Source organism: Pseudomonadales bacterium (assembly GCA_013215025.1).
Taxonomy (GTDB): domain Bacteria; phylum Pseudomonadota; class Gammaproteobacteria; order Pseudomonadales; family DT-91; genus DT-91.
Window position 1 is genome coordinate 1 of the sequence record JABSRR010000050.1, and the last position, 23,888, is coordinate 23,888.

Genomic DNA, 23,888 nt, shown 5'->3' on the forward strand with positions numbered 1-23,888 from the left:
AAGAACGAGACCAGTTTATGGCTAGGCTAAAATCTGCAGCGCAAAATGCAGCCAATACGGCACTGCTGAATAATAGTGCTGACACTTTATCGGACTCAGCGCAGCAACTAAATCACATTGCCCACGAACAACAACAACTTTTAGCCGCAGTTGCCACCACCACTGACGAGCTGAGAGCAAGTTCCGACGCCAATGCCGGTAAAAGTAATCAAACACTCAAGGCCGTAGAGAAGTCACAACATCATATTATGGATAGCTTAAGTGACATGCAGAAGCTGCACCAGTCAATAAACGAAGTGAAGCGCAGCGGTAACGAAATTAAAGCAATCAATGACCTGATGAATGATATTGCCTACCAAACCAATATCTTATCGTTAAATGCAATGATTGAAGCCTCTCGCGCCAGTGAAAATAGCGGTGGCTTTCAAGTGGTTGCTCACGAGGTGAATAATCTTGCTGAGCGAGCAAGTCGAGCAGCGGCTGATATCAACAAATTGCTTGAAAAGAACTCTACGTTTATTGATCGAGGTGTAGAACTTTCTGATACCGTTCAATCAAGATTTGCCGTTATTTCAGAGGACATCACGCCTGTTGCATCGGCAATCAAAGCCGTGTCTGAAGCAAGTCGAGAGCAAAGCTACGCGATTGCCCAGGTAAGTGATAGCGTAGGCCAAATGCACCAGTCCACGGAACAGAATCTCAGCGTCGCGCAGGAAACTTTATCGACCGCCAAAGAATTAAAAATTAATGCGGCGCAACTGGCTGATGTTATGCATGTTCTGGGCAAGTAAGAGCTTCAAGTTTCGCTGACAACAGCTTGATGGCTGTTCATGCTGTTGCTTAGTCATATGCCACACCAGTGCCACCTAAACCACAGTAGCCCATCGGGTTTTTATGTAAATACTGTTGATGATATTCCTCTGCGTAATAAAAAGCTTGAGCAGCCTGGATCTCGGTGGTGATAGTCGCTGTCGTGACAGCAGACAACTGACGTTGATAATGCTGCTGACTCTGCTCAGCCATAAGCTGCTGTTCGTCATTGAAGGTATAAATACCTGAGCGATACTGTGTGCCAATGTCGTTGCCTTGCTGCATTCCTTGTGTTGGATTATGAGCCTGCCAAAAAACTTTCAAAAGTTCTGCATAACTAATTTCCGATGGGTTAAACACCACCAACACAACTTCATTATGACCAGTTGAACCAGAGCAAACTTCCTCATAACTTGGGTTTGGCGTAAACCCAGCACTATAGCCAACCGCCGTGACAAACACCCCTGGCGTATTCCAAAACTTGCGCTCAGCACCCCAAAAACAACCAAGACCGAACATCGCTTGTTGTAAGGGTTTAGCAAATGGAGGCTGCATCGCTTGCCCATTCACAGCATGAATTGCGGTAATTTGCATTACTGTTTCTCTACCAGGCAATGCAGAGCGTGGATCAACCATGCGTGTTTTCTCAAACATATGTTTCAACATCTGTAATACCCTCTTTGTTATGATTAATATGCGTCGATTATCTGATAATTTTCTAAAATAGCACTGAATTGTTTTTTACCATCGGTAAAATGAATTAATTGCAGCGGAAAATAGCCCAACTCTTTGGCAAATAGCATCACGGTTCTATATTTTTCGTTATCTCGGTCAAGCTGGTATACGACACAGTCAAAGAATCTTTTTTCATTATTAACTGCGAGTTCTAACTGTTGACGACCTTGTAAAATAAAGCGACTAGCAACGACGCCAGTTTTTTCAATAATGGGTAATGTAATGACATCAGGTTGCTGCCTTTTGATATTCAAGTACAGCTGAAACTGCACCGATAGGCCATCATATACACTGGTATAGTGAGGATCAGCTTGCGAACTTTGATCAACTTTGGAAAAATCGACTTGATAATGCTGATCACGCAATTGGATATTAGCCTGACCGTTGATTTGATCAAAAACCACTTCATCAACATAGTCTTTACCCGTGCCCTGACGATCTTGTCTGTAATACACAGGAAATATGGTGTCTCGCCGGAAGTAGAAATCACTATAAAGCTGGCGCTGGTCTGAAAATAATAACAGCCGAAGATCAGTTTTAAGCGCAAACCGATAAAGCCTATTTGCCACTTCGGCAGATTGCGCTTGGCTTATCCCATCAGGTGATGGCGTAAATGTGTATTCTCCATAACCCAGTTCGAGCCATTTGTATTTCAGCTTATAACTCGCCCTAAATGCCTGCAGATCAAGATGGCTTAATGCAGCAATGGCAGCAATATCGATATCGCTAAACACAGCTTGATTATCAAGCTTGCGCTCAGAATCAGATGATGTAGAGCGGATCTCAGCAGGGCCTGACGATCGCATAGGCGGCTTTGCCAGAGCTGAATGTGGTGCAATCAGGGCTACCAGTAAGACAACGATAAGTAACAAAGAAGGATTAGATTTCAATAATTTATGCCATTTAAAAGCAGAACCATTGATTGGATTAACACCATACATCAACAATGCATTTCCGTGGTTTTCTCGCGTAAGTGTATTTATTAACTGAAGTATACGTTGCGATCATAGCAATAATACAAACATCTCTTTATTATTCATTTCTTATGCTAGATTCGAACACACTGTACATCACCGGCGCCGGCGTTAGCGCCGAAAGCGGCATTCCTACCTTTAGAGGTGCAGATGGCTACTGGACCGTTGGCAGTAAGCATTATACGCCCCAACAAATGGCTACCCGGCAGATGTACCAGCAATATCCCATGGCATTTCTATCATGGTATTTTCATCGTTTTATCAGTTATCGCCATCATAAACCCAATGCTGTTCATCAATTCTTGGTCAACAAGCCCTTGATCACACAAAACATTGATACCCTAGACGCTAAAGCCGGCCACAAACATTACCTGCCGATTCATGGCCGAATTGACGAAGTTACCCAGTTTGCACCTATTGATGCGATGCCTGAGATTATCACTGCGCCCTGGGATCTCATAGACGAATCTAAGCTTGAGGAGAGTCTTCGTGAGGTGTTCAAAATACCGCAAAATAATCAGCCGCAATTACAGTATTCTCTAAAACCTCGAGTACTACTGTTTGACGAATATTATACTGAGCTTTATCAACTATCCGCAGCTCAAGAATTACTGTGGCAAGCTCAGCATATGGTCTTTATGGGTACATCATTTAGCGTAGGCTTTACGCAAATGGCGATTGATATCGCGCGTCAGCGAGCCATTCCGATTACGGTCGTCGACCCTCAGCCGGTGCAAGTAGATTATGCCAATGTCCGTTATGAAATAATGACTGCTAATGACTATGTTCAACGGTTTAACACACAAACTGTTTAAAGCTTAGGCAAAATATCAATTAGCAAGTGCTAAGCTTGGCAAAGGATTGACAGCTCGCAAGTGAAAACATAGAATGCGCGCTGTTTCGAAATTCAGTCTGAGACGCAGTTCTTTTAATGCATCTACTAATGCATTTACTAGTGCATCTTCTCAATATGGCCTAATTTCGTTACGGTTTTTTTCGGTTTATCCGATTTATGCTTCTACCTTTCAAAAGGTTATGCATGCTATTTGTTTTGGGGCCTTAGCTCAGCTGGGAGAGCGCAACACTGGCAGTGTTGAGGTCAGCGGTTCGATCCCGCTAGGCTCCACCAATTCCTCATTTATTACTCAATTATCCCTCACAGATTATTCTGCGTTATGCTCTACATGCGCATGTTTTACACGCTTCATTGAAACAATTTATTAAAGCGATATTTAAGCTCCTAGTGCAAGCAACACGTTTACACCAAGCGCTATAATTTTAGTGAGATTTGACCTAAGCTGAAGTTCATACAGGCAGCAACGACTCAGCGTCGCTAAATATTATTCAGTATCGCCAAGCCTAATACGATCGCTGGCAGGTATAATGACTGTTTCTTCAAAGGCGCTTACTACGGGGTACAAACCGCTTAATTGTTGATCCAGTTCAGGGTCATCGGTATCAATTAATAAAACTGGCTCGGCTAGACTCGCAAGTTTAGCCTTACTGGCAACAATCACTAGCTGTGCTGGCGTAATTTGTCGAAGAAATTGCGGGCTAAGCTGTTGATTGCCTCGGCCAAAAATAAATCCCTGCCGCCCGGTAGGACTTATCACAACCAAAAGATCAGGGTGACGTTTTAACAGGGCTTCACAATCTCTGGCTGATAAATCACTGTGTAATAACTTACCCTCGCATACGGCATCAAAACCCACTAAGGTGTTTGCTAAACCTAACTGACGCATAAAATACGCCGTCGTCGAGCCAGGCCCGACAAGCATCAGTGTTGTCGTCGACATAAGGGTTTGAAGATGCTCTACAATATCATCTAACACCAAACTGTCTTGCTCTACACCGCCCTGCTTCAAATGCTGCAAGTAACGTGGATGCGATAGAGTAAACAGTTCACCATAGTACTTAGAGCGCACCTGATTCAAACGTAACTGTTGCTCATCTATATCTCGCACTTCTTGCAGCGCAGCGGTGTTTAATTCACCCTGAAACAATTGAACTAACATTTCTGCTGCTGCTTCAGGCGTAATAGCAAATACAGCTGACTGCATTTTCACGCCCACAGGAATACCTAAACATAATTGCTTAGGATTAGAACATGACTGAACCACGTCAAGTATGTCACGCGCTGTGCCGTCACCACCCGCAAACAACAAAACATCAAGCTTGTTTTCTAAGCAGCTTTGAGCGAGTTTTTTGGTATCTGAGGCGCTCTGCGTTAACGATACTTCCGTTACATGTAAACACTGTGAAATACTATGCTGTACTGCTTCGAGTTGCCACTGGCCCAGTGCCTCAGAGCCCGTAAACCAATCAATATGAAAGTCTGCGTTAGATTGCTCGCATAGGCTAATGAGTCGCTTAATAAAACGCTGAGATCGGATGCTAGCGCGTAATGAGAGTAAATCTAGATCAGATTGATAAACACCTGCTTGGTGGTAAGCCAAAGCGGCTTGTTGCGTCTCAGCACCATCGCTACCCTTCATACCTGCCTGGCCACCAATACCTGCAAAAGGGTTAATTACTAAGCCTATACGCCAATGCTTTTTCATTCCACCTTAAACCCCATGGCTATCATGGTTTGTCGAAGTTCAGGCTGTAGATTTAGCAATGTTATAAACTGCCACTCACAACGCTGCGGATAATGTTTGCGGCAGGCATCGAAACGTTCTGCTGGCTTTAAAACACCGGAGTCATCGGTATATGCTGAAATAAATTCTGCAACATCTGCATGAATATCATAACAACGCCGAATCACCGCTGCGACACTGTCACAGTCATGCACATCTATTGCTGAACTTGTGGCTGATAAAAGGTCTGGCAAGGATCTATTTATAGAAAAATGCGCTAACACATGTTTTGCAGTCATCAATGTGCCGCGCAATTTCCCTTGTAGAGAATAGCCTGCAATATGCGGTGTTGCGATGTGAATATCGCGCAGTAATGAAATTTCAGGTGTCGGCTCATCACTAAATACATCTAACACGCTGAATCGACAGAAAGCCTGCTGCTGCATTGCTGCATTATCAATAATCGGTCCACGAGCAGCATTGATTAACATACAATCAGATTTCAATTTAGATAACACTTGATCATCAAAGAGTTGCTGAGTCGGATAAGCATTATCAGCCAATGTTGTAAGCGGTGTATGAATACTGATTACATCGGCGCTATATACTGCGTCAAATTTTGCCGTAGCGCTGTCCTTAAATGGGTCAATAATTAAGGTATCGCAGCCTAGATGATCTAGCTTGCGGTGTAAACGAGAACCCACCTCGCCATAACCTAGCAGGGCAATCGTTTGTTGCTGAAGCGAATTAATAGTATGAAAACGATCAATCAAGGCAGCCAATACATAATCGACAACTGCATCAGCGTTACAACCTGGCGCAGCGGCGAAACCAATCGCCTGTTGACGTAAATACGCTTGATCGACATGATCAACGCCAATGGTGCAGGTGGCCACAAAACGCACTGCACTATGCTCTAACAATGCAGCATTCACCTTGGTAACTGAGCGAACGATGAGAATATCAGCATAGCGAACATCGTCTGCAGTGATAGATCGTCCAGGTAATCGCTGAATAGTCGCTATTTCACCATAGCAGTCATCAAGACCAGGAATATTCTCGTCGGCGACGATGTGGAGTGATTGGTTCATCTAGCTGTTCAAATTGCTAAAATTAGCATTAATTTAACTCAGTAATACAAAAGTCTTCAATATTTAGCATAATCGGTTGCTGAAACGCTTTCGACAACAATTGCTGGAATCGACGCATACGATCAGGTAAGGGGCGCGACAACAATATTGCTAGCTCTTGATAGACTGCCTGTTTAAATGCCTCGCTTGTATCATTGTCTGCATCAAGATTATCCAAACTGACATAAAATATCTTGCCGCAAGCCTTTGAGAGCAACCACTCGACTGCCTGTGGTTTTGCCTCGACCGCGCTAAATGCAGCCTGCTGCGACGCATTTCGCTGACCGGGTTGATACCAGTAGCCATAATCTTCCTGTCGGCGCCGCTTATCGCCGGCAATTAGCCAATGTGCAATCTCGTGCAAAGCCGAGGCAAAAAAGCCGTGAGCAAAACCAATCATATGAAAATTGCAGCTAGCATTGGCCGGTAAATATAAAGGGTCACCCTCTACCCTTACCAGTCTGGTATTGTGCGAGTGGAAGAAGCATTGATCAAATAGCCTTATCAGCATTGCAACATCTTCAGGCGTCTCGCGATCATTTTGCTGGTGTATAGTAGTCGACAGAACAGACATGACAAGCAGTAAGCTTAAGGTTATGATTTACTCATGATTTTATCATGCCTTAGCACTAAGCTATAGATGAGCATGTCGATTAAGGAAACTCTATGACCGATAAAGCGGCTCCCAATATCATCGATTTTTTTAGTGGTCGCCCTCTTTCTGAAATCAAACAAGAAAAAATTATTCGTATTTCACCCGAGTATGATGGCCTCAGCATGCTCTACTCTAATGAAAATAACCCAGACCGTTATTTCGCCATGCGCATTCTATTTTGGGGCCTGCGCTTAAATGGCGATGTCGTTGGTTTTGTTCCCTGGTTAGATTCAGTAGTAGCCTGCCCTGACATTATTGACCCTTTAAATGGCCAATTCGAAGGTTATTATGACCCTGCAATTGATAACATCTTCTATGATGCACCGATTCATAAAGTGGTAGAGCTAGAAACCTCGCATGTTTATTTTGAGTCTCACTTTGATGCGCCGGAAACAGGTGAAGTGAATGAGGATCAATCGGAAGTATTAGTGCAGGAGCTGCCCGACACTATTGGCACGCATGCTTTACTGATTGGCGAGGATCGCAAAACGTTGACATTAACCGAGGTTATTAGCTGGCGACTGTATCGTGATGGCCATATCGCTGGCACCTTAGTTGACCCTGACAAAATTGGCCATACCCCGATTCTGCCGGGTGACTTGTCACTTTATGATGCTACCAATAACCCTACATTTCGATTTTATTTCCAACACCATATTGCGAATCAAATCAAAGATGATAACCCAGATGCCCTAGAGGCGATTGCAATGCTATTGGATGAAAGTGCGAAAAAGAATAACGAAGTCTCTGTTTTAGACGACGTGGATGAAGATGATCAAAGCTAGGTTTCTGTCTTTGAGCCTTTGAGCCTTTGAGCCCTTGATTAGGCGATTAAATAGCAAAGCCTTTTTCAATTTCACAACTCACGTAGCAGATTCAGCTTTAATTATCGTGAACCGATACGTTTGCTCGTTCACGTCACTCTGCCATAGTTGATGCCCTAGGAAACGACAAAACTTTTCAACATCTCGAACCGTCGCAGGGTCAGTCGCAGTCAAATATAAGGCGTCGCCCACTGAAATTTTACGCATATGTTGATGCAGCAACATAATTGGCTCCGGACACATTAAACCAGTGGCATCTAATGTGATGGCTATTCTTGGCGTGTCTGCCGAATTATCAGAAGATGGCATGAGTAATTGTTTATAGAAATCCTGTAAAAATATCGTGAAAAGTTATCGTATGAATGTTCAAGTGAGTTATCGTAAAAACAGCGTAATTAGATAATAAAATAAGTCTAAAGTAATAGTCTGAATACAACAAAGTTAAGCCAAAAGCTTATAACTTTCTGCCGTAGCCTTATCTATAATACTGCATGTTTCGCTGTCTGGCTCAAATACAATATACATCTGCTGCGATATCAAGCCGCTTTTAATTTGTTCTACTTTTTGCTGCACTGATAACTCAGTCGAACCATAGTCTGTGCCATCACGGGTCACAATCTCTTGCAGCAATGCTTCCAGCGCAGCTGAAGACAGCTGCTGGTGAGGAATAATTAACACGATAATCGTCGCTTAAAACAAATAATGTCTGCGATAACATAGACCGCCAAACAGATCAGGGTGATAAAAAGTCCGATCATGGGCGTAGCGAAATATAAATGCCCAACAATCAAGCTTAATATAAGGCTGGACGACAACAGCTCTAATATAAAAACTGTCCAACCTCGATCAAAAATTCCCAACTGAGCTTTAAGCTCAATTCTAAACGCATTAAACAGACAGAGTAAAAAAGGCAGCATAAATATAAAAGCTGGAACGACATGCCTCCAATCAAATTTTATTAACAAATCATAAGACAGCGCTTGGTGATAACTTACCGAAGTAGTCAGCTGTTCAGGTTCAGCGAGGTTTTCTGTTGATTGTTTACTGCACTGCGAGAGTGGTAAAAACATACACAACATCAATAATACTGCGCTTAAAGTTTTAATTATGCTCCACATCAACTCGCAACTTATTCTAAGGAATATAATGGTAATTCTTGGATTTGTATGCCAGCATCATACCTGTATTTTAATTAAAACACATCGATAGATATTATTATGCAAACGACACTGGTACTTACTTTTATCGCGGATGACCAACCCGGTTTAACGGATATACTTTCAGGCGTCATTCGTGAACATCAGGGCAATTGGTTAGAGAGTAAATTAGTGCATATGCGCGGCAAATATACCGGCATTATAGAAATTTCGATCGCCAGCGAAAATCTGCCAGCACTTCAGCAGTCATTCGAGTCATTAACGCTTAAGGGATTTGCTATTCTGCTTGAGCCTATCAACCAGAAATTCAATGCGCTTACGCATCGGCGTGCTGCATTGAGCATTTTGGGCCTTGACCGTCCTGGTATAGTCAAAGAGCTTAGCCAACGATTTGCCTTGGAACGCATCAATATTGAGCAATTTAATTCAAAAGTCGAAGCGGCACCGATGTCGGGTGAGCCATTGTTTAAGGCCGAAATTGAAATAGCGCTGCCAGAAGGCGTTGATATTGAAAGCTTAGATGAGCAAATTGACCTCATTGCACAACAATTAGACATTGAGTATCAGTTGAGCATTGCCATTTAGGCATCAACTTTTACTTTGGCGAATGTAAACACCATAATCGCTAATACGCAGCTCAAAGCTGCCATATAAAATACATTGCCAGCATGCGATTGCCACCACACACCGCTTAAATATGCGCCTAATGCGCCTCCTAGGCCATAACTTACCGCACTGTAAGTGGCTTGTGCCTGTGATTGTAAGTGGTTTGGGAAATTAGCTTTTAACCAATGCATCGATAATGCATGCATACAGGCAAAGCTCACTGCATGCAGAATTTGGGCTTGCAGTATGATGATAAACTGATCTGCAGCACTGGCGGTTAGATACCACCTCAACGCACTTAACCACAAGGTAAAATGCATTAGCAAAGACCAGCTAAACCGTTGCAATAATTTTGACATCAACATAAATAAAGCAATTTCTGCCAAAATGGCGCTCACCCATAGTCCAGCAATAGTAAGGCTGTTATAGCCTAGTTGCTGTAAATAAATGGTAAAGAAAGTATAAAAAGGGCCAAAAGCTAACTGCACAAGAAAAAATACAGTCATCATCAGATACACGCTAGGTTGACGACAGCGCTGAATAAAATCCTTATTAGCATCACTTATCCCCTGCCGGGGCTTTGATTGCGGCTGAGGCTGTTGCAGTGACTGTGGCTGTGGCTGTGGCTGTGAATTAGCCTGACTGTTGAGTTTCTTACTGGCGTAATTTGGCACCAGCATTAACGCCAGTAATATCGCTATAAGCTGGATCAACATCAACCAGATAAGATTGTCCAGCGCATAGGCACTAAAGAACCAGCCTAGCAATACCACAGAGGCTATAAAGCCGACAGACCCCCACAACCTTATGCGCGAATAATGATGCGAAGCAGCACCTAAATATTCAAGCGTGATAGCCTCAAACTGAGACAGTATAGCTTGCCAAAAAAAGCTAAAACAAAAAATCGTTAGGCAGAAAGCGACTAAGTCGCGCACCCAAAAAAAACCACAAAAACTGATACAGGCCAAGCAGGCGCCAATTCGAGTAACAGTAAGGCGTGAAAAAAAACCTTCTGCGATAAAACCCCAACAGAGCGGCCCAACAACACGAGTGAACATGGCTAGTCCCATAACTATACCAATTTGTTCGGCCGAAAATAGCGCAACATCATTGAGATAAGGTGACCAGTAAGGCACCCAACTGCCTAAAGAGGCAAAATAACAAAAATAGACTGCCGATAAGCGCCAATATGGCAAGGACAGCAAGACAGCTCGGCCAGACATATGACCGCCTTTTACGCTAACCGCGCGAGGCCGGAATCACAGGTGTGTCGGCTGACTCGCCAACCTCAGCATTTTGAGCACGATCACGTAATAAATGGTCCATAATTACAATAGCTAACATAGCTTCTGCTATGGGAGTCGCGCGAATGCCAACGCAGGGGTCATGTCGACCGGTAGTTATGACTTCCGCAGCGTCACCATGAATATCGACACTTTTTCCCGGCAAGCGGATAGATGAGGTTGGCTTCAATGCTAAATGGGCAATAATATCCTGCCCAGATGAAATACCGCCTAAAATGCCGCCTGCGTGATTCGAATAAAACCCCTCTGGCGACATTTCATCACGGTGTTCAGTGCCTTTTTGCGTAACAACCTCAAAGCCATCGCCAATCTCAACACCTTTTACCGCATTAATTCCCATCAAGGCAGAGGCAATATCAGCGTCTAAACGATCAAAAACCGGCTCTCCTAAGCCCGGTTTGACGCCCTTAGCAACCACAGTGATTTTTGCACCAATCGAATTGCCTTCCTTATTTAAGGCCGCCATATAAGCTTCCATCTCAGCAATTTTGCTTGCATCCGGGCAGAAAAAAGGATTGCTATCAATAATATCCCAGTCAACTGTGTCAATCGCGACAGGCCCAAGTTGGGATAAATATCCACGCACCTCAATACCATGAAATTGCTTAAGGTATTTCTTTGCTATGGCACCGGCGGCAACACGCATGGCTGTTTCACGCGCCGAAGATCGACCTCCTCCACGATAATCGCGCACGCCGTACTTTTGACGATAGGTATAATCTGCATGTGCTGGACGAAACTGATCTTTGATTTTACCGTAATCTTTTGAACGTTGATCCGTATTTTCTATCAATAAGCCAATCGATGTGCCCGTGGTCTTACCTTCAAACACACCGGATAGGATTTTTACTTGATCTGCTTCTTTACGCTGGGTAGTAAAACGACTGGTGCCGGGCTTACGACGATTCAAGTCAATTTGTAAGTCATCTTCATGGATATCCAGTCCGGGCGGGCAACCATCAATGATTGCGCCTAAGGCAAGGCCATGGCTTTCTCCAAATGTGGTGACTGTAAACAGTTTACCGATGCTATTGCCAGACATGAAAAATACTCAAAATCAAAAAAGCCATATTATACGGGATTTATTCAGCTTTGGCAGTCGCGGACACGTTTAAAATACCGATGGCGGTAGGTCAAGCAGACTTAGGTCGGGACTTAATGCAAGCTGATCAGCATAATTCAGTAATTCNTCGCGCGAGATAATCAGCACCCCATGACCTCCTTGCTCAAAGGTGATCCAGTTAAAGTCAACACCGGGATAAAGCTGCTCTAAGTAAATCGCCGAGTTGCCTACTTCTAACACCAACAAGCCATCATCTGCCAAGTAATCAGCAGCCTGTCGCAAAATAGCCAGAGGGTGATCGAGCCCTAAGGAGCCCGATTGCAGCGCCATTGCAGGCTCATGTTTATACTCCCTGGGCATACTGTCATAATCGCGTTGATCAACATAAGGTGGATTAGAAATAATCAAATCAAATACCGCATCAATTTGATCAAAAAGATCCGATTGAATCGTTGATACCCAGTTATTCAACTTATATTTTTCAATATTAATATCAGCTACGTCTAAAGCATCTTCAGATAAATCGGCTAATAACACCTCTGCCTCATCAAACATTTCCGCACAGGCAATACCAATACAGCCAGAACCGCAACACAAGTCTAAGATATAGCTAGGATATTGGCCTTGATACCAAGGTTGAAAGCCATTTTGAATTAACTCGCCAATCGGTGATCGCGGAATCAATACCCGTTGGTCAACATAAAAAGGCATGCCTGAAAACCAAGCTTGCTTAACTAAGTACGGAGTCGGGACATTATCATCGATACGCTGTGCTAACAGTGAGAGTATATGCAAGCGCTCGCTTTTTAATAGACGCGCATCAAGCATCTCTTCACCAATCGTCATAGGCAAAAATAAACCCTGCAGCACTAAGGCTAAGGCTTCATCCCAGTCATTATCGGTGCCATGACCATAAAATAAATGGTGTTGACGGAACTGAGACACACTAAAGCGCAACATATCTCGCAATGTTATTAATTCTTCAGCCAGTAACGGTTGAGATAATTCTGCAAATTTCTTCATATTGGCCTCAATATGATTAAAACGTTAGTAGCTGCAAACAAGATTGAGCAATGCTATCAGCCTGCTGTTGCATATGTTGATGATGTCCACCAGCAAAATATTGCCAGTCAAATTCAGGATAAGCCTGCGCGCAAGATACTAACTCGGGCATCTGAGCAAGGCCTTGCTCAGCCATAATAATTCGGCAGCGCAGTGACTGCTGTTGAACGTGCTGGCGTAATTGTAGCAGCCATTGCTGATTATGTGCTGCTGTTTGCTTCATGGCTGACGCTACTTTAAGGCGTTCATCAATTCGCCAACTAAAACCATCTTCGTTTTCAATCAAGCCCCTTCTAGCCAAATACTCTACCGCAGATGGGAGCATATTAGCTGCTTTAGCACGAACCAAAATCGCTTCTTCTCGAGTATTGAACTGGCGACTAGCCTTACGACTCTGAAAACCATGCACAAAACGCTTAAATTGTTCTGGATCATCCTTAATGTCTATCGGCAAAGGTAATAAACCATCTAAGTTAATCAGCGCCTGAATGCGTCCGCTATCGGCCAAGCTGACGGATAACATAGTAGCAATCATGGCACCTCGAGAATGTCCCATCAGTGAAAAGCTGTCTAAACGTAAATGATTGGCAATGGCTAGCACATCCACCGCATCATCCCAAAGGTGATAGCTAGCCTGTAGCGGCCGCATATCGCTGAGACCCTGCCCTGCCAAGTCGACAGCGATCACTTGTATATTAGCATTCGCTAAATGAGGTGCAATAAGGGTAAAACTTGCAGCATTATCTAACCAGCCATGTAAGGCAATCACGGTATGAACTGGGCTTTTAGGGCGATAAACTTCAATTGCAAGCTGAATATCGCGGATCGATAAACTTTGCTGCTCAATAATAAAACTCATTGACTGCTATCCATAAGGGCGGTGCCAAACTTGGCAGACTTCTGCTAAGCCAGCGGCTATTAACGGCATTTTTAGTAGTGACAAAGACGCAGGCGCCATTGGAAAATTAAATGCCTGACGCATGTCACCATCGACAAGATAGGCTTGTAAATAAGATACCAAAGGTTGGTGAGAAACTATCATCAGCGAACGCAGATCATGGTTAGAGGCAACATGTTGCTCTAACATCAATAATACGTCTTCAATATTTGTATTTGGCGTGAGTTGTTCTGAAACACTGCTTGTAGGTGAAAAACTAAGACCTTGTTGAACAGCAGAGAGTGTTTGCTGAGTACGCTGATAGGGGCTAGCTAGGATATGCTCGGGTAAAGGCGCATAGCAACTTCCGGCAAATAGTGATAACTTCGCACCAACTTGCTGACAGTCCTGTAATCCTTGCGCTGTTAAACATCTTGCCTTATCAGTTGCGGCATGGAAGCTAGCCTCACCATGGCGCAGCAGCCAAAGATAAACATAAGAGGTATTATCGGTCGATTGCATTAGCGGCTTTTTTCACAAGCTGTAAGCAATTCATAAGCAAGGCTATTTGGTTGAATACTCAACATCAACACTTTGCTCACCCTGCATCAAACGGTCTATAACGTGTTCAACAGAGACATTGTGATAGAGAATATCGTGCATTCCCTCAATCAGAGGCATATAGACATCTAACTGCTGCGCTTTCTCTTTAACCAATTTTAGAGTGTTAACACCCTCTGCCACTTGACCCAAATCAGCGACAATATCGTCTAAACGCTTGCCCTCACCTAGCGCGTAACCTACTCTGAAATTTCGCGACAAGGGTGACATGCAAGTAACTACTAAATCACCTACGCCAGCAAGTCCCATGAAAGTAATGGGGTCAGCGCCTAATTTCACAGCAAATCTCGACATTTCCGTGATACTGCGGGTAATCAGCATACCAATGGTGTTTTGGCCAACGCCCAAAGCATTCGCCATACCACAGATAATCGCATAGCAATTTTTTAAGGCACCTGCCAACTCAACGCCATAAGTATCTTGGCCACCGTAAACTCTAAAGGTTGAGCCGCCCAGTGCTGCCTGAACAAGCTCAATAAGCGCAGCAGATTGACTAGCAACAACAGTAGCTGTTAGATGGCCCTCGGCAATTTCTTTCGCCAAATTTGGACCACTCATCACTGCAATATCGCATTGACTGAGCTCTTCAGCAATAACCTGAGACATCAGTTTAAAACTTGAAGCCTCAATGCCTTTGGTCAAACTGATTACATGCGTACCTGACTTTAACAGAGGCTGCAGCTGACGTGCTACTTGGCGACATGATTGGCTTGGCACAGCTAAAAATACTAATGTTACATCGGCAACGACCGTGGCTAGCTCGGTATCGGCTTTAACACCATCATGTAAGGTAATATCGGGCAGATAAAAACTATTCATGCGAGCTTGATTGATTTCGTTGGCACGCGCTTCACTTCTTAACCACAAACAAACTTGATGCCCATTCGCCGCCAGCAAATTGGCGATCGCGGTACCAAAACTACCTCCACCTAAAACGGCGGTTTTAATGAGCTCAGCAGATTGCTTGGTCGCCATGTTTTTTTCTCTTGTTATTAATCTTCTAGCTTATCGCATTCTAAAAAAAAAGCCATGTTCACAGAAGTAAACATGGCTTTATAGCATGTGGCGACAGTTAGCTTGCTAAATCTAAGATCAGCTTATTTAATTTAGCGACGTAGCTGGCAGGATCATCAAGGCTGCCACCTTCAGCTAAGCTGGCCTGATCTAATAATATGCCCGCTAAGTCTGAAAAGCGTGCCTCATCAGCTTCTGCGTCTAGCTTTTGCACCAATGGGTGTTCAGGGTTTAGCTCAAAAATAGGCTTAGAATCAGGCACTTCTTGACCTGCCTGCTCCAAAATCCGACGCATTTGCATATTCATATCAAAGTCATCAACCACAATACAGGCTGGCGACTCTGTTAGTCGAGATGTTACGCGAACCTCTTTAACTTTTTCACCTAAGCTATCTGCAACACGCTGTACTAAGTCTTCATTGTCTTTCGCCAGCGTTTCTTGCTCTTGTTTGTCAGCTTCGGTATCCAAATCGCCTAGGTCAAGCTGGCCTTTACCAATATCTTGGAACGCTTTTTCATCAAAGTTGGCAAGATGGTTCATTAACCATTCATCCACTCGATCAGTCAGCAATAATACCTCGATGCCTTTTTTCTTAAACACTTCCAGATGTGGACTGTTTTTAGCAGTTTGATAGTTCTCAGCTGCAATATAGTAAATTTTTTCTTGACCATCTTGCATGCGCTCAATGTAATTCGACAGTGATTGATTTTGAACGGCACTGTCTTCATGCGTACTGGTGAAGCGCAATAATTTAGCAATCTTCTCTTTATTACTAAAATCTTCAGCTGGCCCTTCTTTCAATACCTGGCCGAATTCATCCCAAAATTCTTGATATTGTTCTGGCTGTTTTTTAGCCATTTTTTCTAACATGTCGAGTACACGTTTAGTCAAGGCAGACTTCATACTCTCAACCGTGCTATCTTGCTGCAAAATTTCACGAGACACATTCAGCGATAAGTCATTCGAATCTACAATACCTTTTACAAATCGTAGGTACAGCGGTAAGAACTGTTCTGCATCATCCATGATAAAGGTGCGCTGAACATAGAGTTTCAGTCCACGAACAGCATCGCGATTCCACATATCAAACGGTGCTTTGGCAGGCAAAAACAACAGTGAGGTATACTCATATTTACCTTCGACTTTATTGTGTGACCATGTCATAGGGTCCTGAAAGTCGTGCGATACGTGCTTGTAGAACTCTTTATACTCATCATCTTCAATCTCAGATTTTGAGCGAGTCCACAGCGCTGTAGCAGTATTCACAGTCTCATCTTGTGGCTCTGACATGCCTTTTTCATTACCTTCCTCATCATACTCAGGCATTGGCTCCGATTGCATAATCACAGGAATCGCAATGTGGTCAGAATACTTTTTAATAATTGAACGCACTCTAAAGTTTTCAGCAAACTCAAGTTGGTCATCGTTAAGATGCAGAATGATGGTAGTGCCGCGCTGAGCTTTTTCAATATCGGCAATGCTAAAGTCGGCCTCACCCTCAGACGTCCAGTGCACACCATTATTAGCTGACTCACCTGCCCGGCGCGTCATCACCTCGACCTTATGCGCAACAATAAAAGCCGAGTAAAAACCAACACCAAACTGACCTATCAATTGCGAATCTTTCTTTTCATCGCCCGTCAGCGAACCCAGAAACGCCGCCGTACCCGATTTTGCAATCGTCCCCAAGTTTTCAATAACTTCGTCGCGGCTCATACCGATGCCGTTATCGCTGATGCTAATCGTCTTAGCATCTTTATCGAGCTCGATACGAATCGATAATTCACCATCGCCCTCATATAGCGCATCATTGGATACGGCTTCAAAGCGCAGCTTTTCACATGCATCAGATGCATTAGAAATCAGCTCACGGAGAAAAATTTCTTTATTCGAATACAGTGAGTGGATCATTAACTGCAGCAGTTGTTTTGCTTCAGTTTGAAATTCCATTTTTTCAGCAGTCGACATAAGTAATACCTTAGTAGTTGAATCAATCGTAAAAATCTAATGTTTGTCTATATGGCGTCAGTTCTTCGCATTTCAAGCGTAATACTTTAAAATTCTATTAATTTCTTACTAAACTTTTACTCCCATGCTCACTGAGTTTTGGGTAAGATTTACGGTCAATTATAAAAACACCAACGGGATGCCAATTATGAACAGTCCAGCTCAAGCGATGGATGCGGTACAAGAAGATTTCTCTCAAGCGCAAATGGAACAATTACTGCAAAAACAGCGTGACAGTTTTTTAGCCGAGGGCGAAGTCAGTTATCAGACTCGCATTGACCGTTTAGACCGTCTCGCCAAATTGCTGCATGAGAATCAAGATGCTCTCGTCCAAGCCATGTCTGAAGACTTTGGTCATCGTTCTCACCACCAGTCAATTGTTGCCGACTTTTATGGTTCGTATGAAGCCATTAAACACCAGAAAAAAGAGCTGAAAAAATGGATGAAGCCTGAAAAAAGACGCTCACCATTTCCGCTAGGCCTTATCGGTGCGCGCTCAGAGGTGCATTATCAACCTAAAGGTGTGGTTGGTAACATCACCACTTGGAACTTCCCTGTATTTGTGGCGATCACTCCGCTTGCCGGGATTTTGGCAGCCGGCAACCGATGCCTGGTAAAGTTGACGGAAGTGACCCCTCGCACATCCAATCTGCTGAAAGCCTTATTTGCGCAATATTTTGATGAGACTGAAGTCGCCGGCATTACAGGCGGGCCTGAGACAGGCGCGGCATTTTCGGCTCTTAAACTAGACCACATCATCTTTACTGGTGCTACTAGCATTGGTAAATACGTTTTACAGGGTGCTGCTAATCATTTAACCCCAGTGACTTTAGAGCTGGGTGGTAAATCGCCGGTGATTGTTGGTCAATCAGCTAATTTAGAAGAAACCGCTTTACGCATTTTTACCGGCAAAGCCTTAAATGTTGGTCAAGTGTGCATCTCTCCAGATTATGCCTTTGTGCATGAATCACAAATGGACGCATTTATCAGCGCTGCAACGGCACATATTGAGAAAATGTTCCCAAGCATGCTGAATAATGATGATTATAGTTCTGTTATAAACGCCAGACATTACCAACGACTGCAGAGTTATATCGACGATGCACGTGAAAAAGGTGGTGATGTGCGTCAAATAAACCCTGCCAATGAAGACTTTTCGCAGCAAACGAAAACCCACAAAATACCCATGACACTGGTCATCAACCCCAGTGACGATATGAAAGTGATGCAAGATGAGATTTTTGGTCCAATCATTTCAATAAAAAGCTATAACAATATTGCAGACGTTATTAGCTTTATTAATCAAGGCGCGCGGCCGCTGGCACTTTATTACTTTGGTGACGACAACAGTGAAAGAGACCGCGTTTTAGCTGAAACCACCTCTGGCGGTGCCTGCGTGAACGATGTTATTGCCCACGCTGGGGTTGAAGATATCCCGTTTGGTGGTGTTGGGCCATCCGGCATGGGGAACTACCATGGCTTTGAAGGCTTCAAAACCTTTTCTCATGCAAAAGCGGTATTCAAGCAATCAAAAATATATATGATGAAATTTACCGGCATGATTCCTCCTTACAATGATAAAACCGATAAGACTTTGGAGTTTATGACTAAGGAGTAAACTTTTTGCGGTATTCATTAAGATCAGGTTTTACGAGTTTGCTATATCCCAAAAAAAAGCCAGCGTAAGCTGGCTTTTTTATTGTATCAGGTATATTCCGGTGGATGTTGCATCGTAATCTTATGCCCCAGGCATTTCTCTAAAGCTGGCACCTCATAAGCATCCTCTTCGCCAATCAAGCTAATCGCCTGACCTGAGGCACCTGCACGCCCGGTTCGCCCAATCCGGTGAACATAGTTTTCTGGCTCTTGTGGCAAGAAAAAGTTAATCACATGCGTAATACCGTCGATATGAATGCCTCGGCCAACCACATCGGTACCAATCAAAAACTGAATTTTGCCACTTTTAAAGTCTGCTAAAGTTTTTGTGCGTTTATTTTGCGCAATCTCACCGCTTAAAATCCCTGCATTTACCCCTTTAGCTTTTAAACGATCATATAATCGCTGGGTCTGGTCTCGGCGATTAGTAAAAATAATGGTCTGGCCTAGCTCACCCTGTTGGATCATTTTGACGAGGTAATTCAGCTTGTCGCCATCTGCTACCATGTAAAATCGCTGATCTACGGTATCGGTTGCCACCGATTCAGGTTCAATTTCAAACTTACTGGCCTGATAGGTCCAGCGCTCGGCAAGATTAAGAATGTCGTAAGTAAATGTTGCCGAAAATAGCAAGGTCTGACGCTGCTCTTTGGCTGGGGTTGCACGCACAATTTGCTTTACCTGAGGAATAAAACCCATATCCAACATGCGATCGGCTTCATCCAATACCATAATCTCAACTTGATCAAGAAACACCTGTTTTTGCATCAAAAAATCAATCAGGCGACCCGGCGTCGCGACTAAAATATCGACAAAGGTTTTATCTAACTGCTTGCGTTGTTTTTCATGAGGCTCACCACCTACTAACGCAACTGTATGCAGCTCAGTATGCTTTGTCAGCTGTTTTGCATCTTGCTCAATCTGATGCACTAATTCTCGTGTCGGCGCCAAAACCAATACTCTTGGCTCATGCAGAAAACGCTCAGAAACCGGGTGGGACAGAATTTGATCGATTGCAGTAATTAAAAATGCTGCGGTTTTGCCGGTTCCTGTTTGCGCNTTACCAATCACATCCAAGCCTTTTAATGTATGNGGTAAGGTCTGTGCTTGAATCGGTGTACAATATTCGAAACCTAAGTCATATATGGCATGCAGTAATTGTTCATGCAATGTTAACTCTGGATAAGCAATTCGCCCATCCACTGGCGCGACTTTAAAGACAGAGGCATCCCAAGGTTTAGGTTTAGCCGCAGGCTTATTCGACTTTTTTCTTGGCTTATTAGCTTTAGGTTGCGATTGCCCCTGTTTATTCGATGACTTTCTTGATGCTGCGCCTGTTTTTGATTTGCTTTTATCAGTGCGGTTGGCTGATTTTGCATCGCTAGGCTTGATCGCTGCAGCCGGTTTTGAAGCTGAGCTTTTATTGGAAAACAGTTTTTTTAACAAAATAATATCTCTTTAATAGCCAGCCATTCTAGCTGGCAGTAGCTGCTTGGTGTGGTGTAGGTGAATTGTTTTCATCCAGAGCAACAAACACAATTTCATCAACCCTGACAACCAAGGAGTCGTGAGTTTGGTTGCGAATTTCACAAGCTACCGTTAATGATGTTCTGCCTACACGGACTACTTCAGTGCCAATAGACAAAATATCTCCCAGCTCACCTGGGCTAACAAAATCGATCGCCGACATCTTTTTTGTGACGATCCGCGTGGTACCCATCTGACAGGCAGCAAATATAGCGGCCTCTTCATCAATCCAGGCTAATGCCTGACCACCAAACAGCACACCAGCCGAGTTTAAATGACTGTACATCACGACTCGACGCGTTTTATAGTCCATATGAGCTAATCGCAAATATTGATCAATTGATCCAATCAATCATAAAATTTTAAAATTGAGCTATTCGCCCTTTCAATACATTTTCGACGCGAATACAGAGCCTTAATGCGGCACGAACGTCGTCAGAGAACGCTATTGTAACACCAAATGGACAATCAAGCTGTTTTTGCAGCTTATTCAGAACAATGTGCCTCAGTGATAGCTGTTGATTGGCGCTATTCACTAATTGATCTTGCTGCCTTGCACTGAGCATCGAGGCTTGATAGTTAAATTTTGCCGCCAGATTAGCCGATGCTGGTTGCGTGCTAAGAAGATCATCAGTGATGCTATCAATTACCGTGGTAATAAGATTGTGATTGATATCTATATGGCTAAACCATAGTTGATCAGCATAACGTTCGAAAAACAGTGTAAAACGACAGCCATATTGTGCAAACGCCATAACCACGGCTTCAATCATTAATCCTAACTGCAGCATCATACGATCTGACATAGGCTCTGCACTGAATAGCTCTTGTAAAACACCATGATCTGTTTGCATCATTAAAATATGCTGTATGGCACTGAATACATCTTGCTCTTTATGCTGCCACTCTATAATCGCAGCGAACTCTACGCGATTATGCAGCAGTGGCTCAGCCAGTAAATGTGGCCAAGGCGAAGCCAGCTGAGAAAAATAACGCTCAGTCTGCAATACATGTTTCTCGCCTCGAATTGGATACACCCTGTGCGATGTTGCCACCTGATCATCAATCACTTGCAATGGCTTTTGCTGTTGCCGGTAATAATTAGCTAATGTTGGCAGGTCAGAGTGCTTGTCTAGCGAAATAATCTGGTGTGGCTTAATCAGCCCCGTACGATACTGCCATGACTGCGGTAGACAGAATGCGCGCAAATGTTCACGCTGGCTCGCAATACTGACAATGTCGTAAGAATTTTTAGCACGATTAAACGTATCGGAGCTAGCGTTGGCGCTTGCATCAGGAATTTCGGGAGAAACCGACTTAAAAGCAGGGTTATCGTGACCGGTCAGCCCGTGAACAATTTGCATTAATGATCGACTAAACAGCTGAGAATAGTGGCATGATGATCAATTACCGAAAAACGCGTATTTAATCCCGCAAAACGAAGGCCATATTCGCGTCGGTCAGCGCCCTGGTGATACGCAGGCCTTGGGTCTAAAGCAATTAGCGCAGTAATCATTTCTTTCAGCTGCGTCTTGCTAAGCCTGCTTTCGTTTTCTGACAAGTTGATTTTTTCAGGTATAGCAATGGTTTCTGGCCATGTTACAACAAGGCTAGCGCTTGGCGCCTCAGTCGCAATGGCATTAACCGCATCTGCTGCGATATCGGCGTAAGGAAGATAAGGTTTTATATCAATAATGGGTGATCCATCAACCACGTCGAGTCCTTCAACATCGATACTTTCAATGACTCCACCCTTATAATTTACAGCGACCAATTTCAGCAGTGACAACCCTAAGCCGTTAGGTCTAAAACTTGCTCGGGTGGCAAACACACCGAGCTTTTTATTACCGCCCAAGCGTGGTGGTCTCACACGCAACTTAGATGATTGTTTAGATTGGCCATGATGATCAAATAAAAAGTGCAGCCAAATATGCGATAACGACTCAATGCCTTCGAAAGCATCACGCTGATTATATGGCGCAGAAATAATCAGCTTGCCCGGCACTGCTAACATATTAGCTTGGCGAGGAACGCCAAATTTTTCCTGAAAAGGCGACTTCACATAGCCAATCGGATGAATGGTCATAGCGGATGCTATTAATGCATCGTCAGACTCAGGAGAAAGATCATCTGATGACAACAAACTAACCTAATAAATTATCAAGTTCAGCCAGTACAACATCGTGATGGTTTTTAGTTTTAAAGTCATTTAAGTCTAGTGTTTTAAGTAAACGACCAGACTTATCTATAATAAATGTGGTGCGTAAAATGCCCATGCTCTCTTTGCCCATGAATTTTTTTAAAGCCCAAACGCCATATTTTTCGGCAACTGCATGATCTTCATCAGACAACAAATCAAAATTCAAAGCGGCCGGATCATTCTTGCTAGGCACTTCCTCAAAATTTTTCAATTTTTTGACCGAGTCAGGGCTGATAGCTAAAACAACGGTATCACGTTTATCAAACTCAGTTTTATGATCACGAATACCACAGGCTTGCACCGTACAACCAGGAGTTTTTGCTTTAGGGTAAAAATATACCACCACATTTTTCTTATCACGAAAGTCTTTCAGCGTAATTGATTCGCCATTTTGATTACTCAGTGTAAATGCTGGTGCTAAGTTTCCAATTTTTAAAGCTGTCATGTTTTCCCCTTACCGGTAATAAGATGTTTATACACTATCTGATGCATCATCAAGCTGTGCAGATTGTTGTTCAAGTTCTTGGCGCAGATTTTCAGGCAGCTGCTTTTTTGTCTTGGCGCCAAGTTTTTTTATACTGTCTATACGCTTGAGTACATTACCACGACCATCAACTAAGCGCTTTCTAGCCATTTGATAAGCTTCTGCTGATTTATCAATAGCTTTGCCAACATCTTCCATAGATTCGGCAACCAGAATACATTGGTCATATAAAGCACCGGCTTGTTTGGCAATGGTTTCAGCATTTTGGTTTTGCCGTTGAAAGCGCCACATATTTTCAACGGTTCTCAGCGTCGCCAACAAGGTTGTGGGGCTAACGACAATCACCTGTTTATCATAGGCTTGTTGAAAAATCTCTGGCTGTGATTCTAAGGCCAGTAGAAACGCGGCTTCAATCGGCACAAACAAGAATACAAAATCAAGAGTGTTCACCCCTGCCAAATCCTCATAGCGCTTATTGCTTAGACCCTTTATATGTGTTTTTAGTGAAACAATATGCTGATTCAACGCCAGTTTCTTTTCTGCACTATCGTCCGCCTCGATGTAGCGTTGGTAATCTAATAATGATACTTTTGCATCAATAA

General features: G+C 43.5%; 25 protein-coding genes and 1 tRNA gene. 6 read left to right on the forward strand and 20 right to left on the reverse strand.

The annotated features are described in order from the left end of the window. Positions 1-17: 17 nt before the first annotated feature. Positions 18-791, forward strand: a complete 774-nt coding sequence (locus HRU21_05375; GenBank protein NRA41726.1) for a hypothetical protein — start codon at positions 18-20, stop codon at positions 789-791. 49 nt (positions 792-840) lie between these two features. Here HRU21_05375 and msrA read toward each other — a convergent pair whose 3' ends face one another. Together msrA and HRU21_05385 are read right to left on the reverse strand one after the other, a co-directional pair. Continuing rightward, positions 841-1,476 (reverse strand): peptide-methionine (S)-S-oxide reductase MsrA, encoded by a 636-nt coding sequence (gene msrA, locus HRU21_05380; protein ID NRA41727.1) that lies wholly within the window; start codon positions 1,474-1,476, stop codon positions 841-843. Between the two features lie 23 nt (positions 1,477-1,499). Beyond that, the gene (locus HRU21_05385) at positions 1,500-2,351 is read right to left on the reverse strand and encodes a DUF3108 domain-containing protein (protein NRA41728.1); all 852 of its coding nucleotides are present in this window, start codon (positions 2,349-2,351) and stop codon (positions 1,500-1,502) included. Positions 2,352-2,590: 239 nt separating this feature from the next. Here HRU21_05385 and HRU21_05390 point away from each other — a divergent pair, with 239 nt between their 5' ends. Then, positions 2,591-3,334 (forward strand): sirtuin, encoded by a 744-nt coding sequence (locus tag HRU21_05390; protein ID NRA41729.1) that lies wholly within the window; start codon positions 2,591-2,593, stop codon positions 3,332-3,334. A gap of 238 nt (positions 3,335-3,572) precedes the next feature. After that, positions 3,573-3,648: transfer RNA gene (locus tag HRU21_05395), tRNA-Ala, on the forward strand. Positions 3,649-3,859: 211 nt separating this feature from the next. Here HRU21_05395 and HRU21_05400 read toward each other — a convergent pair. From HRU21_05400 to HRU21_05410, 3 genes are read right to left on the reverse strand one after another with little or no spacing between them, the layout of a single operon-like run. Continuing rightward, on the reverse strand, positions 3,860-5,080 hold the full coding sequence (locus HRU21_05400; protein NRA41730.1) for an NAD(+)/NADH kinase: 1,221 nt from the start codon (positions 5,078-5,080) through the stop codon (positions 3,860-3,862). Beyond that, entirely contained in the window at positions 5,077-6,189 is a 1,113-nt protein-coding gene (locus tag HRU21_05405) for a 4-phosphoerythronate dehydrogenase (protein ID NRA41731.1), read from the reverse strand. Before HRU21_05405 ends, HRU21_05400 begins: the two co-directional genes overlap by 4 nt. A gap of 28 nt (positions 6,190-6,217) precedes the next feature. Beyond that, positions 6,218-6,739, reverse strand: coding sequence for an elongation factor P hydroxylase (locus tag HRU21_05410; GenBank protein NRA41732.1), 522 nt, complete (start codon positions 6,737-6,739; stop codon positions 6,218-6,220). A gap of 155 nt (positions 6,740-6,894) precedes the next feature. On the opposite strand from HRU21_05410, the gene HRU21_05415 reads away from it, so the two are divergent. Then, a complete protein-coding gene (locus tag HRU21_05415) occupies positions 6,895-7,668 on the forward strand; it encodes a hypothetical protein (protein ID NRA41733.1) in 774 nt (257 codons plus the stop codon). A 78-nt stretch (positions 7,669-7,746) separates the two neighbouring features. On the opposite strand, the gene tusA is transcribed toward HRU21_05415, so the two are convergent. After that, a complete protein-coding gene (tusA, locus tag HRU21_05420) occupies positions 7,747-8,016 on the reverse strand; it encodes a sulfurtransferase TusA (protein NRA41734.1) in 270 nt (89 codons plus the stop codon). A gap of 132 nt (positions 8,017-8,148) precedes the next feature. Then, entirely contained in the window at positions 8,149-8,385 is a 237-nt protein-coding gene (locus HRU21_05425) for a YheU family protein (protein NRA41735.1), read from the reverse strand. Positions 8,386-8,924: 539 nt separating this feature from the next. Between HRU21_05425 and HRU21_05430 the strand changes: the two genes are divergently transcribed. After that, positions 8,925-9,449, forward strand: coding sequence for a hypothetical protein (locus tag HRU21_05430; GenBank protein NRA41736.1), 525 nt, complete (start codon positions 8,925-8,927; stop codon positions 9,447-9,449). Here HRU21_05430 and HRU21_05435 read toward each other — a convergent pair. The 7 genes from HRU21_05435 to htpG all read right to left on the reverse strand — a co-directional run bounded on the left by HRU21_05435 (position 9,446) and on the right by htpG (position 17,380). Then, positions 9,446-10,693: an MFS transporter gene (locus tag HRU21_05435; GenBank protein ID NRA41737.1), complete on the reverse strand. Its 1,248-nt coding sequence runs from the start codon at positions 10,691-10,693 to the stop codon at positions 9,446-9,448. The genes HRU21_05430 and HRU21_05435 overlap by 4 nt on opposite strands. Positions 10,694-10,709: 16 nt before the next feature. Further along, entirely contained in the window at positions 10,710-11,816 is a 1,107-nt protein-coding gene (gene aroC, locus HRU21_05440) for a chorismate synthase (GenBank protein ID NRA41738.1), read from the reverse strand. A 69-nt stretch (positions 11,817-11,885) separates the two neighbouring features. Next, positions 11,886-12,860 carry a 50S ribosomal protein L3 N(5)-glutamine methyltransferase gene (gene prmB, locus HRU21_05445; protein ID NRA41739.1) on the reverse strand — a complete coding sequence of 325 codons (975 nt, stop codon included), beginning with the start codon at positions 12,858-12,860 and terminating at the stop codon, positions 11,886-11,888. A gap of 16 nt (positions 12,861-12,876) precedes the next feature. Then, positions 12,877-13,758: an alpha/beta fold hydrolase gene (locus tag HRU21_05450; GenBank protein NRA41740.1), complete on the reverse strand. Its 882-nt coding sequence runs from the start codon at positions 13,756-13,758 to the stop codon at positions 12,877-12,879. A 6-nt stretch (positions 13,759-13,764) separates the two neighbouring features. Continuing rightward, on the reverse strand, positions 13,765-14,298 hold the full coding sequence (sixA, locus tag HRU21_05455) for a phosphohistidine phosphatase SixA (GenBank protein NRA41741.1): 534 nt from the start codon (positions 14,296-14,298) through the stop codon (positions 13,765-13,767). A gap of 42 nt (positions 14,299-14,340) precedes the next feature. Then, positions 14,341-15,372 carry an NAD(P)H-dependent glycerol-3-phosphate dehydrogenase gene (locus HRU21_05460; GenBank protein ID NRA41742.1) on the reverse strand — a complete coding sequence of 344 codons (1,032 nt, stop codon included), beginning with the start codon at positions 15,370-15,372 and terminating at the stop codon, positions 14,341-14,343. 97 nt (positions 15,373-15,469) lie between these two features. Continuing rightward, entirely contained in the window at positions 15,470-17,380 is a 1,911-nt protein-coding gene (gene htpG / locus HRU21_05465) for a molecular chaperone HtpG (GenBank protein ID NRA41743.1), read from the reverse strand. A gap of 178 nt (positions 17,381-17,558) precedes the next feature. Between htpG and HRU21_05470 the strand changes: the two genes are divergently transcribed. Beyond that, complete coding sequence (locus HRU21_05470; protein NRA41744.1) at positions 17,559-19,037, forward strand: coniferyl aldehyde dehydrogenase; 1,479 nt, start codon at positions 17,559-17,561, stop codon at positions 19,035-19,037. Between the two features lie 86 nt (positions 19,038-19,123). Here the strand turns inward: HRU21_05470 and HRU21_05475 are convergent, their stop codons facing one another. The 6 genes from HRU21_05475 to HRU21_05500 all read right to left on the reverse strand — a co-directional run. Beyond that, the gene (locus tag HRU21_05475; protein ID NRA41745.1) at positions 19,124-20,509 is read right to left on the reverse strand and encodes a DEAD/DEAH box helicase; all 1,386 of its coding nucleotides are present in this window, start codon (positions 20,507-20,509) and stop codon (positions 19,124-19,126) included. Positions 20,510-20,549: 40 nt separating this feature from the next. Next, positions 20,550-20,915, reverse strand: a complete 366-nt coding sequence (locus tag HRU21_05480; GenBank protein ID NRA41746.1) for an acyl-CoA thioesterase — start codon at positions 20,913-20,915, stop codon at positions 20,550-20,552. 49 nt (positions 20,916-20,964) lie between these two features. Then, complete coding sequence (locus tag HRU21_05485) at positions 20,965-21,966, reverse strand: hypothetical protein (GenBank protein NRA41747.1); 1,002 nt, start codon at positions 21,964-21,966, stop codon at positions 20,965-20,967. Further along, on the reverse strand, positions 21,966-22,688 hold the full coding sequence (gene tsaA / locus HRU21_05490) for a tRNA (N6-threonylcarbamoyladenosine(37)-N6)-methyltransferase TrmO (GenBank protein NRA41748.1): 723 nt from the start codon (positions 22,686-22,688) through the stop codon (positions 21,966-21,968). The genes HRU21_05485 and tsaA overlap by 1 nt, the downstream gene beginning before the upstream one ends. Positions 22,689-22,746: 58 nt before the next feature. Further along, the gene (bcp, locus tag HRU21_05495) at positions 22,747-23,247 is read right to left on the reverse strand and encodes a thioredoxin-dependent thiol peroxidase (protein NRA41749.1); all 501 of its coding nucleotides are present in this window, start codon (positions 23,245-23,247) and stop codon (positions 22,747-22,749) included. 27 nt (positions 23,248-23,274) lie between these two features. Then, positions 23,275-23,888, reverse strand: a 614-nt coding sequence (locus tag HRU21_05500; protein NRA41750.1) for a DNA recombination protein RmuC, incomplete at its 5' end; no start/stop codon positions are given.